Annotated in this window: 12 protein-coding genes; all 12 read right to left on the bottom strand. The window is 51.4% G+C overall.

What is annotated here, in order from left to right:
* Positions 1-23 precede the first annotated feature (23 nt).
* The 12 genes from GZ092_RS02375 to gmd all read right to left on the bottom strand — a co-directional run bounded on the left by GZ092_RS02375 (position 24) and on the right by gmd (position 13,961).
* Positions 24-1,271: a glycosyltransferase WbuB gene (locus GZ092_RS02375; RefSeq protein WP_293634117.1), complete on the bottom strand. Its 1,248-nt coding sequence runs from the start codon at positions 1,269-1,271 to the stop codon at positions 24-26.
* An 83-nt stretch (positions 1,272-1,354) separates the two neighbouring features.
* Positions 1,355-2,242, bottom strand: a complete 888-nt coding sequence (locus GZ092_RS02370) for a glycosyltransferase family 2 protein (RefSeq protein ID WP_293634116.1) — start codon at positions 2,240-2,242, stop codon at positions 1,355-1,357.
* Between the two features lie 298 nt (positions 2,243-2,540).
* Positions 2,541-3,353 carry a ChbG/HpnK family deacetylase gene (locus GZ092_RS02365; protein WP_293634115.1) on the bottom strand — a complete coding sequence of 271 codons (813 nt, stop codon included), beginning with the start codon at positions 3,351-3,353 and terminating at the stop codon, positions 2,541-2,543.
* Positions 3,354-3,388: 35 nt separating this feature from the next.
* Complete coding sequence (locus tag GZ092_RS02360) at positions 3,389-3,946, bottom strand: putative colanic acid biosynthesis acetyltransferase (protein WP_293634114.1); 558 nt, start codon at positions 3,944-3,946, stop codon at positions 3,389-3,391.
* Positions 3,930-4,703 (bottom strand): glycosyltransferase family 2 protein, encoded by a 774-nt coding sequence (locus GZ092_RS02355; protein WP_293634113.1) that lies wholly within the window; start codon positions 4,701-4,703, stop codon positions 3,930-3,932. Before GZ092_RS02355 ends, GZ092_RS02360 begins: the two co-directional genes overlap by 17 nt.
* Before the next feature lie 13 nt (positions 4,704-4,716).
* Positions 4,717-5,943 carry a glycosyltransferase gene (locus GZ092_RS02350; protein ID WP_293634112.1) on the bottom strand — a complete coding sequence of 409 codons (1,227 nt, stop codon included), beginning with the start codon at positions 5,941-5,943 and terminating at the stop codon, positions 4,717-4,719.
* Positions 5,944-6,165: 222 nt separating this feature from the next.
* Positions 6,166-7,338, bottom strand: coding sequence for a glycosyltransferase (locus GZ092_RS02345; RefSeq protein WP_293634111.1), 1,173 nt, complete (start codon positions 7,336-7,338; stop codon positions 6,166-6,168).
* Positions 7,339-7,471: 133 nt separating this feature from the next.
* Positions 7,472-8,878, bottom strand: coding sequence for a hypothetical protein (locus GZ092_RS02340; RefSeq protein WP_293634110.1), 1,407 nt, complete (start codon positions 8,876-8,878; stop codon positions 7,472-7,474).
* Positions 8,879-8,898: 20 nt separating this feature from the next.
* Entirely contained in the window at positions 8,899-9,885 is a 987-nt protein-coding gene (locus tag GZ092_RS02335; protein ID WP_293634109.1) for a glycosyltransferase family 2 protein, read from the bottom strand.
* A gap of 28 nt (positions 9,886-9,913) precedes the next feature.
* Positions 9,914-11,473, bottom strand: a complete 1,560-nt coding sequence (locus GZ092_RS02330) for a hypothetical protein (protein ID WP_293634108.1) — start codon at positions 11,471-11,473, stop codon at positions 9,914-9,916.
* A 238-nt stretch (positions 11,474-11,711) separates the two neighbouring features.
* Positions 11,712-12,821, bottom strand: coding sequence for a GDP-L-fucose synthase (locus GZ092_RS02325; protein ID WP_293634107.1), 1,110 nt, complete (start codon positions 12,819-12,821; stop codon positions 11,712-11,714).
* A gap of 6 nt (positions 12,822-12,827) precedes the next feature.
* Positions 12,828-13,961, bottom strand: coding sequence for a GDP-mannose 4,6-dehydratase (gene gmd / locus GZ092_RS02320; protein WP_293634106.1), 1,134 nt, complete (start codon positions 13,959-13,961; stop codon positions 12,828-12,830).
* Positions 13,962-13,973 lie beyond the last annotated feature (12 nt).

The following is a 13,973-nucleotide window of genomic DNA, read 5'->3' as shown; positions in this document are numbered from 1 at the left end:
GCCAAGGCAGGTAGTGTCATGCGCTACAACTGCTCGACAGCGCCTTCAGGCATGTCTGTCAGGGTTTTCTCAAACCGTTGCAACACGGATTCACGGTCTATCTGGTGCAGCGCGTGGTTCCTTCCTGCCTGGCCAAGCTGCTCACGCCATGATCCATTGGCTGCCAGTGCAAGAACTGCACAGGTCATGGCAGCCGGGTCTTCAGGCGGCACCACAATGCCGCACATCTGAACGACGTTGGCAAGTTCCGAACCAGCAAGCGCTGTGGCCACCACCGGTCTTGCGCTGGCAAGCATTCCGGTCAGCTTGCTGGGCATGACCAGGTCAGCCGCGCCTGCTCGCTGTGGCATGAGATGAATGTCGGCCATTGCCAACAGATCGGGCAGCCGCGCTGCAGGCTGCAAGTCCAGAAAAAGAATATTCGAAATGCCTTCGCATAAGGCCAGCAGGTCTGCCCTGCCCACGCCATTGCCACAAAAGACAAACCACAGCCGGTCGCTGCCATGCCGCTGTTCTGCGCACGATTTAGCCACCTGGGCCATGATTTCCAGGCCCTGCTTGCGCCCCATATTGCCGGAATACAGCGCCACCACAGCACCTGGCGGAATGCCCAGCTCATTGCGGTAAGCCTGTCCGCTGGCAGAAATGAACGAGCCCACATCGACCCAGTTGGGAAACGACACCAGCCGATGGGCACTGACGCCTTTGGACAGCGCTCGCTCCAGCATCCGCTGTGAAATCGTGGAAACCACGTCAAAGCGGCGCATCAGCCAATTTTCGGCGGCAAGCACCACGCGCTTGAGCGTTTTGCCTTTGAGCAGGCCCAGGTCGAATGCGGCATCGACTTCGTAGTCAGAGATGTGCAGCCAGGCGCGTGCACCCGACAGCCGGGCCACAGCCCAGGCCGTGGGAGCGCAAAACAGCGGCGGCTCGACGACCCACACGGCATCAGGCAGCCACAACAGTTGCCGCAACATCACCGGCAGGCTGCTGAGCGCAAAGCTAGCCAGGTGCAGCACGCGTTTGATTCCCCCTGGCCGTGCCGGCACCCACAAAGGGCATCGCCAGACTTGCGCTCCTTGCCACTGCTCGCGGCGCCAGGACACGCCCGAATGGCCAACGCCTACCTTCCAGTCCGGGTAATACGGTGGCGCCGTCACCACCCGCACATCATGCCCGCGTGCAGCAAGCCATGCGGCCATCTCGCCGGTGTACTTGCCGATGCCTGTGAGTTCAGGTGCGAAATTGATGCAATAGATCAGTATTTTCACGGGCGTAGGCGGCCATTGCCGCAGTTGGGTGGAAGGGCTTCAGGAAAAGAGCAAATGCCAGCATCACAAAATGAGCGGATCCTTCAACCCGGAACAACAGCCTGGGGCGCTTTTTCCTTCAAGCCAGGCTCTAGCGCCTGCATCTCGCGTACCTTGAGAACAATCATGTATTCATAAATCGAGCGCAACAACGCATAAGTGAAGCCGGCCCGGCCATCAAGGAATCCCCGCTTGAAGACATAAAGCAGCATGAACATCAGCAGCGGCCGCATCGGCGCCCGGTAATACATTTCCTTTTGGTGAAACCGTCGTTCATTGATGCTTTTTGAAAAGAAGGCTTTCCAGACGCTGAAGTCGGCGCGCTTGCTTCGGTTCAGGACAATCTGCGCGGCTTCCGAAGAGCTGTACCGGTTGTGACGGTCAAACCAGTTGCTCATGCCCTTGCTGAAAGGGAAATGGTTGAAATGCTCATTGATTTCACCCACCGGGCCGTTGACCACCGTGACCGGATTGATCAGGCGCTCGTAATGCACCTTGGCACGCATAAACAGGCGGATGTTGAAAGGTGAGGGGGTGACGTGCTTGATCCAGGTGCCCAGAAAGTGGTCGTGCCGCTGAATCCGAAAGGCAACATGGTTGCCAGGCGACGCCACCGCTGCTTCAACCGCCTTGACCAGTTCGGGCGTCATGCGTTCATCGGCATCGATGTGAAATATCCAGGGATGCTTGAAGGTGATGGTTTGCAACGCCCAGTTCCGGTGCCCCGCCTCGTCGCCGCCATAAGGCAGCTTGATGTCGCCATAGTCGCGTTCAATGACATGGGCGCCAAACTGCCTGGCAATGGTTGCCGTTGCATCGGTGCTTCCAGAGTCGAAGACATGGATGTCGTCCGACCAGGCAACGCTTTGCAGGCAGGCCAGGATGTCAAGCTGTTCATTCTTGGTATGAACAAGGATGGATATTGCGGGCATTGAAAACTCCTGCGGTGATAAGTTCGCTGGCTCAGTTTGCGCAGCAGAAGGCTTGAGGATGTGAGCCGGATGACTTCCCCCGGCCCATGCCGCCGCCTTTGAATATCGGCTACGGATTTGTTGCAGCCAGTCAAAGGCTTTTTGGGGTGTCAGTTATGACTTTTGCGCATACATGGCGGGCGTAAGCGGCTATGAATTGAATAGCGAAAGTCTGCTTAGGGCAGTGCGCGCCTGTCATGTGCAGGCTCGGGACAATTTCGCTTTAATTCGGAGTGCGGGAAGAAAAGACTTTAGGCTGTCAGCACAGGTCATTCCAGCTGATCAGGGAAATATCCCGCTTGCCTGCTTCAACCGCAAAAGCAAGGCAGGCTAGCCGCTCATTATTTCGCCAGATATCCTCATGCAGCGGGCTTCCAGGATGAAATCCCACTTCGAGAACGCCGTGCAAGGGACGCGCCAGTATTTTCTGTATCCACTGCGAATCGTTGGCGTTGGTACCCATGAAAAAGTGCGGTGTGGTCACGAAATTGTTCATGATGCGTCGCCGCCAAAATGCGCCCATCCAGTAGGTCGGACTTTTAAACGGCATGACTGTGTATTGGTTCTGAACATTTCTGACTTTTGAAATGCCGTATCTGGGAAGCGTTTTGGCCAATGCCTGAACAAAGGGCTTGAACTTGTGCAGATGGCCATGCGAATCAACATGGCTGACCGGTATGCCGCTGTCGACGATGCGCTCGATCTGGGCCGCGATTTCAATGCAAAGCTGATTGACCGGCAGCTTGCCTTGCAATGCCATCAGCCGCAGTTCGTTGGACGGGTGAAAGGCGCCGTTTTCGTTTAGCAGTGCAGGAATGAGGTGGGGATCGGCAACGGGGGATTCCACCGTGTCACAGACGAAGGTCAAATGAACACCATAGGCATGCTGCGGATTTTCGCGGGCAAACTTGACGGCCATTTGAGTTGCGGGCATTTTTGGCATGATGGTGGCGCTGGTAAGCGCGCCTGCGTTGAAGCAATCAACAGTCGCCAGGGTGCTGTCCTCGTCATGGCCAAAATCATCGGCGTTTGTAATTATTTTTTGCGGTTTTTTTAAATCGACAGCTTGCATATCTGTTTCCAAGTCAAGCATCAAGGCGTGTAAAGCTATTCGGGCTGCATGGTTCTTTTGCATCGATACAGGCAGGGATTTCCAGCATGTATCGACCACGGGTCAGTGATGCTTTTGGGTACCACGGACATTGCACCCACTACGACGCCATCAGCAATTGACACTCCGGGGGCAACAAAGACACCGGCAGCGATCCAGCATTCGCTGCCAATCGTGATCGGAAAATAGGTCAATGGCATTTCCGGCAATCTGTAATTATGCGAGCCCGTGCATAAAAAACAATTTTGGGAAACTACCGTCATCGCTTCTATTTTTACAGGCGCAAAATTGTATACATTTACCATTTCTCCCAACACCACGTAATCGGAAATTATCAAATTCCATGGCATCAGAACTTTTACGCCTGGCATTATCAGGCATCGTTTTCCGATAGATGCCCCCATCAAACGCAGCATAGCCACACGCACCGGACTGGCGAACTTGGGCAACCACCGGACAAGCGGCTCCAGAATATAGGTCCACACCCCTCTTTTCAGCTTAAGGGACATCGACCAGTAAGTCCTGCTTTTTGAAAGATTAATTCTTGTTTGCACGATATCTCAGGATTTTGTAGATGCCAGGCATTTTCAAGTTGATGAAAGTTGAAAGCCGATAAGCCAATTGATTGAACAGTCTTTTGCCCAGTGGCAGTTTGAGCGTGTTTTTTTGAACAATCCAGTTCTCATGACGGCCTTTTTTGCGGTTTTTATTTGATGCACCTTTCAAATCAAATACACACAAAGGCTTCGAAATTTTGATGATCTGATCTGTTTTATTTAAAAACCGGGCAGTAAAATCATAATCTCCGGCAATATTGAATTCGGTGTTGTAGCGCATGTCGCCTATTACTTTTCGCGCATAGTACATTGCCTGATGGCAACCGAACATGCCATATGAAATACTTTCTTTCTGACGTGCAGGTTTGTATTTATAAGAATTTCCAGAATATTTTTCGAAACTGTCTCCATAAACAAAAGAGATGTTTTCTTTGTCCAAAAACGGGGCAACCAGCGACAAGGTGGAGGTTTCCGGGAAAATATCGCCGGCATTCAGGAAAAGAACAAACTTGCCTGTTGCCAGATTCAATCCCTTGTTCATTGCATCATAGATTCCCTTGTCCGGCTCACTGATTGCCCGGGCATACGAAGACGCGATCGCCAATACATCTTCAGCAGTGCCATCGGCCGACGCTCCATCGATAATCAGCCACTCAAAATCGTTAAACTGCTGGCATTCAATGCTGGCCCGTGTGACGGCCAAACCCTGTCGGTCGTTTCTCACAATGGTCACAATAGTAATGAGCGTCGTCATATGATTTTTTATTTCATAAACCCAAGGAACTTGGCGTTTTCCTGGTATTAACTGATTTGCACGGGGATGCGTGAGGGGCAATGCTGGATCCGGATTCGGTCAAAATTTCCACCAGCTGTTCGGCTGCACGTCCGATATGAAAGCGGTTAGCAAAGCATTGACGGGCCCGCTCTGTCATTTCCAGATAGGCTTTGGCATCGAGCGCCAGCCAGCGCTGAAGGCAGCGCCTGGTCCCTGCCACGGTGTCTTCGTCAATAAAGCCTGCACCATCCGACTCGATCTCCCGCCAGATGTTGACTTTGTTGCTGATCAAGACCGGCTTTGCGCAAGCAAGCGCTTCAGCCACCACAATGCCGAAGTTTTCTTGGTGCGAAGGCAGGCAAAACACTTCAGCAGCGTAAAACGCCCCCCATTTACGCTCGCCCTGCAGCATGCCTAACCAGCTGATACGGTGGGCAATTCCAAGCCGCTGAGCTTGTGATTTCAGGCTGACAGCCCAGCCTGTCTGGTCTGGTCCGGCCATGACCAGATGCAAATGCGGATCAAGCCCTGCAACCTGGGCAAATGCCTCCAGTAACAGGTCGCAGCCTTTTTTTTCATGAATCCGGCTCAGAAACAGCACGATGCGTTTTCCCTGCAATTGCGGATGATCTGCTAAAAAGCGTTGCGCTAGTTCCTGACCATTGCATGGCGGACTGGAGGTGCCAAAGGCGGTGACAGTCTCTTTGGCACGGTATAACCAAAATGACTGCCGGGCCAGTAACCGCTCTTCTTCACATGTAAAGATCACCGCCTGCGCATCCCGCAAAACCCGGTATTCGCCCCATGGCCAATACAACCATTTTTTTATATGTTTCAGCGGATAGGTGTGTTTAAACCAGGGGTCCAGCATTCCATGAGAAAAAACAAAATATGGCACCTTGCTGCCCGACAAAGCCTGATGTACCGCAAGTCCGTTGTATTGCCAAAGGCCGTTAACGATAACCGCATCAAAGCGGGTGGCATTTTGTTGTATCCAGGGCGCAAGACGTGGTGTGTAGGCATACCCCAGGTATGACGGCCCGAGGGCATGAACTGGCGGCAGTGTGTCGGCGTAGTTGCCAATTTGGCCGGGGTCATCGCAGCTGGCAATTTCAACCGACACCCCCAAATCGTTCAAGGGAGCACACAACTGCTTGACGCATTCGATTGGGCCGCCGCCCTGGGGATTGATGGAGGAAATGACTTGAAGTATTTTCATCGGAAAGCCTGTCAGGTCAGTGGCTTGAGGTATTCCCAGCCAGATGATTCAGTCTGTATAAATCTGTTTTGCCGCAAAAAATAACGGATTTCATCTGCAGGACGGGCAAAAACTCCGTGATGGACTAAAAACGTAATGGCTGGCCAGGTTGATCGCCGGCAGGCAGAACGATATTGCCGCGGACCTCGCTGCAGCACTGGACCAAGGAAAAGCCGTATCGGGTCAGACCTGAGGCTTGCTGCTTGCCAGCGCCTGCTGGTAAGCATGCTCGTAGGCATTCAGGGTTTGTTCTGCGTCGAACTGTGCAATCTGCAAAAACCCCAATTCCCGCCGGCTGCGCACTTCATCCGGCGTGAGCTGAAGTAATTTTGAAATACTTGCACCGGCCAGAGCAGCCCATTCCCCCGAATTTCCCAGCGACTTGGGCGAGATGTAAAAGGCGGCATCACCCCCGACTTCCGTCATCGGCGCCTCGCCGGTGGTCAACACCAGACAGCCGCTGGCCATTGCTTCGGCAATCGGCCAGCCGAAGCCTTCGGCCAGACTGGGAAACACCATCAATCGTGCCGCCGAATACGCAGCGCAAACCTGTTTGTTGGACAGCCCGGAAATAAAGCGTACTTTGCCTTTAGGCGTTATGCGCTGGGCCTGTTCTTTCAAAGCAATTGAGGGCTCTGTTCCAACCATCCACAGTGGCAAGGGATTTTGTGTTTGCTGCGCGTAGGCTTCATAAATCTCAAGGAGGCCCTGGCGATTTTTGTACCATTCGTTCCCGCCGACATGAAGCAAAAATCCCTCTGGTGGAGGGGTCAGTCCGGCAGGCAGCAGTTCAGCCATGGATTCCGCCGCACTCATAGGCCGGAACGGATAGTTCAGTCCGTTGTAGATCACCTCCGACACGGCAGGCTTTTGCTGCAAAAACCGCTGCAACTGCTGGCGTGTATTTTCAGAAACCGATAAAAAGATTTTTCCCCGGTTGAAACCGCGCCGTATGAGCCACTGATATTTCTTTCCTGTCCAGCTGGTTGGGTTTTGCCCATACTCGCCCAAGGCCGAGCGCAAGGCCATCAGGTCATGCACATGGATGACATGCGGCCTGTGTGCCACCAACGGAACCCAGGGACCGAGCGCCTGATCGGAAAAAATGAAAAGCGTGTTGGCTTGAAGGTGCCGAAGCCGCCAATATACTTTCAGTGGAAAAAAAATAAACTGATCAATATAACCCAGCCACTTTTTCAAGCGTACCGGCGCTGGAATGCTGTAAGCCAGGGGACTGGCTGTCCAGGTATCAACAAGATGACCACGGGCACGCATGCCTTCAGAAATCATCAAGGCAAATCGCGGCATGCTGTTGGAGTTGAAGAAATCAGGATGTACAAACTGGACAATATGCATGAATGTTTTATCCGGCTAAACAGATGATGACATGAGGAAAACCAATGGTCAGCGCCATGGCCGGGAACAAGCCTGCGATGAGATCCTTGCAATGAGCTTGAAAATTAACTGCCTGCTCTTTGCAAGTACAACTTCATCGACGATGCAAAACGGTATTCATCAAATATTTGATACTGAGAATCAGTACCAAAAGAATCAGGGTACTTCTAGCCAAACTCCAATACTGGGCCATTGAATTCTCGATGTTGAGAATAACAGTCAACACGCTAAACATCGTGAAATAAGAAAACCATCCTATGTTTGATTTCTTGACTAGAAACAAAAGGCACTTCAAGAATACAAGTACAAATACAGGAAACAAAAGCAAACCAATCCATCCAAAATCAACGATTCCGGCAGTAAGAATAGTATTTGCCTCATCATTGACAGGAAGACCGATTTTCGGGTGAATCAGCTCCTCATCAACCAGAAAATGTTTCATGCCGATAAAAGCGGAGGGAACGGTGATCAGCAAGGTTGCATAAACCGCTTTGCCGGAAAACCAGTTACCAAAGTTTATTTTATCTATGATTTGCGCAAGGTAGCGCAAAACAAAAGGTCGATCCAGCGAATTTTCGGCCAGCAAATAGTCAAAATCGTACTTCCCTGGATTGCTGAAAATATCAAGACCAATCTTGAACAGCTGAAAAAAGTCATTGGTGTCAGGAGGCAGTTCCCATGTTGCGATCCTGATTGCATAAAATAATTTGACCCCTAAATAAGCAATTGGAATTACTGCTGCCGAGAAGAGAACTTTTTTTCTCCATAGTGGTCGTCTCGAGCCATCAAAGGAATAAAAAATCAAATACAGAAATACCATGTACACAAGCATGCGCCTGGCTTGGCTGAAGGTAATAAGCCAGAGCACGATCGCCAGTGCATACAACAACCGTCGGTTAAAGTGGCTTATATCATGGCCTCCGGACGCCAGAAAGATAGCCAGTATTCCCGCAGGGACGATTGAGCTATAAACCATTGATGCAAACGGCGATATTGATTGATTGCTACCATTGATAAAAATAATACCTTGAAACTGCATCAATCCGGTAGCAATGCAGTAAATAGCCGATCCAGTCACAAAAATAATCATCCACAAACCTTCCCGAATCTGCTTTTGACTCAAGACGGGAAGTTCGATTTTTGCAGGAAACAACTTACTCAGGAAGAACAGGACAGCCGACGCAAAAGCAACACTGGCCAGAGCAACTGAAAGCGAGTACTGGTTAAGGCTAAAGTAATGCGCCACATCGATTGATTTCAGCGAGTAGACCTTTACTTGCGTAGTCAGGCTGCTGAGTGCATAGGCGAGCAGAAGAGATGTTGCAAAAAAATCAAAAAGACATATATCGGCAGGATTTTTTACATATTTATAAACGTTATAGATTGCAACCACGCTCATAAGGACCGAAGCGAAAAAAAATACTATGGCGCTCTCACCACCGGCCAGCAGAATCAGACCTGAATACATGATCACGAAAAAGACGATTGAAAGGTATTTCATATGCTGCCTGGATATAAATCTTAATCAGCTGATTTAATATGATTATTATTGCTTTTAACAATTTCCCCGAACAGAAAACTGGTGGTTATATTGTATTCAGGCAGTTTCAGTTTGAAGACCGGATAAGCTGCAATACTTGAAGAGGCTGAAACACCAAGAGGCAAATTCCTCCAGGTTGAGGAAGCCAAAGTAAAGCGGCCCCTGCAAATCTGACGGACAAACCGTGAAAATCGGGGTGAAAATACATGAATTGTCCAGTGGCGCCTAAGTACTTGAAGCAGCGATGGATCCACCTCTTTGGCAATAATTTCAAGTATTGAGTTGACCTGTGGATCAATTCGATTTGTTTGGCTGCTTACACTCGAATCCTGCATTTCATGGATACGTTCAAAAACCAGTTCTTCGTTCTGCAGCCAAATCCCGAAAGTTTTCGCCACACGCTGCCAGCCTTCATAATCACCAGCGGATGGATATTTAAGATCGAATCCCCCGGCCTGCATGACCAACTTTGGGCGGCAGGCAGCCCGACAGATATTTCCCACAAAGTTGCCGAAGGTGGCAAATGCAAGTATTGCCGCAGCGGGCTCAAGCCTTGAGGGCAACCGGCTTTCCCACTGCAATATCCCGATTTTTGAATACCGGATTTCGTCACCTTGAGCCCAGCAGCGACTCACGGCGCAGTCCGGCCGCTCCTCCATGAATCGGGCAGTGCGCTCCAGCCCTCCTTTAAGCAGCATGTCGTCGTGGCCCAGGATCTTCGCGATGGGCGCGCGGGCCTGGGTCAACAGAAAATTAAGGTTTCCCATGATTCCGAGATTCACGGGCTGTTCGTATACCCGGATACGCGGATCAGACAAGGTTCTCAGATAATCGCGCGTGCCATCCTTTGACCCGTTGTCACTGATCACCAGTTCCCAATCCTGCAAATCCTGAGACAGTACTGATTCAATCGCTTCAGCGATGTAAAGGATTCCGTTGTAAACAGGTATGAGTACTGAAATTCGCATGATTCTTGGCTCCGAAAAGGTGAAATATTCAGCTTTTAATACCCACTGCCTTGTTTAGCTGTTTTCGCAATAGCCGAGGCACAAATCGAACAGCTTGCGCCGACGCGCTCTGCCGTGCAATAGACGGTAGTTGTGACCAATATGCGATCAGTACAAAAACCTGGCTGATCAATGCAAACACAAGGCACAAGCCTGCATACGTTTGAAAACTGGTGATGGCAGCCATACCGACAGCGGCAACAACAAGTGATAACGAGGCATTGACAAAGGCCGAAGTCGGCCACCGCATCCCAACACCTGAAAGCCATTTCCGTGCGGACTGAACATAGAAAAACAGGCTGATGCTTTCTCCAAGCAGCAGGGCCAGTGCCGCACCCCTGACACCCGTCAGTGGAACCAATAAATAGATTCCAGCAACCGTGATAAACGTGGCAATCGTCGAAATCAGGACTTGCTCTCGAACCAGGTTGTTACCGGTCACCACGGCGATGGCCGGTTGTGCCAGTGCATACACCAGGACAGCCAACGAGAGCAAGGCAAACAGAACCGGATCAAATTCGATCTTCCCTTGAGTCCACATGGGAAAAAGTACGGGTGCGGCGTATTGAAGCACCAGAACTGCGGGCACCAGCACAACGCACAGCATCAACCAGATGACCGAAAATGCGCTTTCTGTTCGTGGCTGGTCGCGGTTTCCCAAAAAGGCCATCAGTTCGGGCATCAAGGGTCCGGTGATAGTTCCCACGCCCTGCAAGGCGAGATTCGCACCGGTTCGCATGGTTGAAAATGCAATCATCTGGGTCATTCCCGACAAAGGCAGCAAAATGAAACGCACGCCTTGCTGGCGCAGTATTTCAAGTCCCGATTGAACACCAAGTGCTAGCGATGCAAAAAATCTTGAAAATCCCTTCGCTAAATCGAGCTTTCTGGATATCAAATTTTCTTGCCGTGCTATTCGAAAAAGTATGATGCTTAACGTGCTATGGCATAAGAAGGTAACAATGCATGTGACCACGGTGGTTGCTACCAGGCCAGCTCCAAAATAAACAGCGGCTACGGATGCGGCCGTTGAAAAGATGGCAAACAGAACTCCGCTCCAGGCTGACAAGGGAAAATAACCAAACGGATTCAACGCGCGGCCAAGCAGACCGGTAAATGTGATGGTAAGAACCCAGGTGCCGCAGGTCAGTAAAAGCGACGTTTCAAATGGATGGATGCTTGCCTTCTCCATTCCTACCCAGTGGCTGATGGTTCCTGAAAAGGTCAGTGCGCAGATCACCAGAAAGGTGACGATTGACACGAGGAACGCAACGACGATTCCGGTTGAAAAAACCTCACCGATTACTTCCCTCTTTTGTTTTCCTATTTTCAGGAATTCGTTGCCAAGATAATTGTGGTGGGCAATGTCAAATATCGTCAAAAAGCTGACAATGCTCTGCACCAGAATCCATGCGCCATAGGTTTCAATAGACCAGTAATGCAGGTAAACAGGTACGGCAATAACTTGGCTGAAAATTGTGACTGCAATCCGCATCCATGATGCCAGACTTCCGGATACAACTCTTTTGACGGCTGATTCCGTTTTCATTGCAATATACGATCGTGTGTGAAACCGAAATCAGTGTTTTCGCATGGCAATAAAAAATAATCGTATACCGGATTGAAATGAAAATGAAACAACATGAGCACTTTCATTGATTACTGAAACAGCCTGATAGATTGAGTGTCAACCTGGACAAATATCAAACTATTTAACTATTGAAAGTTTTTATTAAAATCCGGATTTTCGACATGACCAGTCGACGTTGTACCTCTCGGGAAACCAATCAGGGATTGCCTGCCTGCGAAGCATGGATGCCGGCCGCATGATTGTTCGGTGCAGTCATCGAGGTGACCTCCCTTAACCAGGGATTGGTAAATTCACTGATCGATTGCTTGTTTTCTTTCACCACAATCGAAACCGGAAGGCTTGATTCAGTTTTGCAGTAATCAGCGTAAGCCAGCGCCAAACCTGCTTCCAGGTCCACCTTGGGATGCCAGCCCAGGTTTCTGAGTTTCGATGAGTCCAGCAGTTTGCGAGGCGGGCCATCGGGCTTGCTTTTGTCAAAACTGATCGTGCCGCCATAGCCCACGACCTTCGCCACTGCAAATGCCAGGCCGGCTATGTCAATGTCACTGCCAAATCCGACGTTGATGTGGCTTTGCGAGGGTTTGGTATGCGCGTCATAGGTGGCTTTGTCAATATCCATGATGTGCACGCTGGCGGCGGCCATGTCGCCAACATAGAGGAACTCGCGCATCGGTGTGCCTGAACCCCATATGGCCACGACAGGGGTCTGGTGGACCTTGGCTTCATGAAAGCGGCGAATCATCGCGGGAATGACGTGGCTATTTTCAGGGTGGTAGTTGTCGCCGGGACCGTACAGGTTGGTCGGCATGACGCTGCGGTAGTCAGTGCCATGGCTCTTGCCGTATTGGCGGTTGTAACTTTCGCAAAGCTTGATGCCTGCGATTTTGGCAATCGCGTAGGGTTCATTGGTGGGCTCCAGCTGGCCGCTCAGCAAGACGTTTTCTGTCATGGGTTGCGGTGCCAGCCGGGGATAGATACAACTGCTGCCCATGAACAGCATTTTTTGTACGCCGGCATGCCAGGCTTCGTGGATCACATTGGCTTCCATCATCAGGTTTTGATAGATGAATTGGGCAGGATAGGTGTCATTGGCATGAATTCCACCTACTTTGCCTGCGGCAAAGTAAACCTGATCAATCTTTTCCCTGGCAAAAAAATCGCGGACGGCTTGTTGCTGGGTCAGGTCAAGTTCAGCCTTGGTGCGGGTCACGATATTTTTTCGTCCCTTGGCCAGCAGGCAGCGCACGACAGCGCCGCCAACCATGCCGCGATGGCCTGCCACGAAAATCCGGGGTTCATTGAGCATGCTGGTTTACTCCGCGCTGACGGTCATTGGATAGCCGTGCGTTTTCAGCAGCGCATGGCGACGGGCATGGTCCAGGTCGTGGGCCACCATTTCTTCAATCAACTGGTCCAGGGTGATTTCAGGCACCCATCCGAGGGAATTCCTGGCCTTGCCGGGGTCACCCAGCAGGGTTTCGACTTCGGTCGGCCGGAAATAGCGCGGGTCGATCTTGACGATGACGTCGCCCACGGCCAGCGCCGGCGCGTTGTCGCCGCTGATGGCCTGGACCATGCCGACCTCTTCAATCCCATGCCCTTCAAAGCCCAGGGTAATGCCCAGCTGCGCTGCACTGCGCGTGATGAAGTCGCGCACGCTGACCTGTTGCCCCGTGGCAATCACGAAGTCTTCCGGGTGGTCCTGCTGAAGCATGAGCCATTGCATGCGAACGTAGTCGCGGGCATGGCCCCAGTCGCGCAGTGAGTCGATGTTGCCCATGTAGAGGCAGTTCTCCAGCCCCAGTGCAATGTTGGCCAGGCTGCGCGTGACTTTTCGGGTGACGAAGGTCTCGCCACGGCGCGGGCTTTCATGGTTAAAGAGAATGCCGTTGCAGGCGTAGATGCCATAGGCTTCGCGGTAATTGATGGTGATCCAGTAGGCGTACAGCTTGGCCACTGCGTAGGGGCTGCGCGGGTAGAACGGCGTGGTTTCCTTCTGCGGCGTTTCCTGCACTAGACCGTACAACTCGGAGGTGGATGCCTGGTAGAAGCGGGTTTTTTTCTCCAGTCCCAAAATGCGGATGGCTTCGAGCAGCCGAAGCGTGCCCAGGGCATCGACATCGGCGGTGTATTCGGGCAACTCGAAGCTCACGGCCACATGGCTCTGGGCGCCCAGGTTGTAGATTTCGTCTGGCTGGGTTTGCTGAACAATCCTGATCAGGTTGGTGCTGTCGCTCAGGTCGCCGTAATGCAAGACAAAATTACGATTGTTAATGCACGGGTCCTGGTAGATATGGTCGATGCGCGTGGTGTTGAACAAGCTGGAGCGCCGCTTGATTCCATGCACCACATAGCCTTTGGACAGCAGGAATTCAGCCAGATAGGAGCCATCCTGGCCGGTGATGCCGGTGATCAGGGCGACTTTTTGGGTGTTGTTTTTGTTCATGTGGGTGGCAGT

Source organism: Polaromonas sp. (assembly GCF_010365105.1).
In the GTDB taxonomy this organism is placed as follows: Bacteria; Pseudomonadota; Gammaproteobacteria; order Burkholderiales; family Burkholderiaceae_C; genus Polaromonas.
This window is presented reverse-complemented; position numbering and strand designations above follow the sequence as displayed.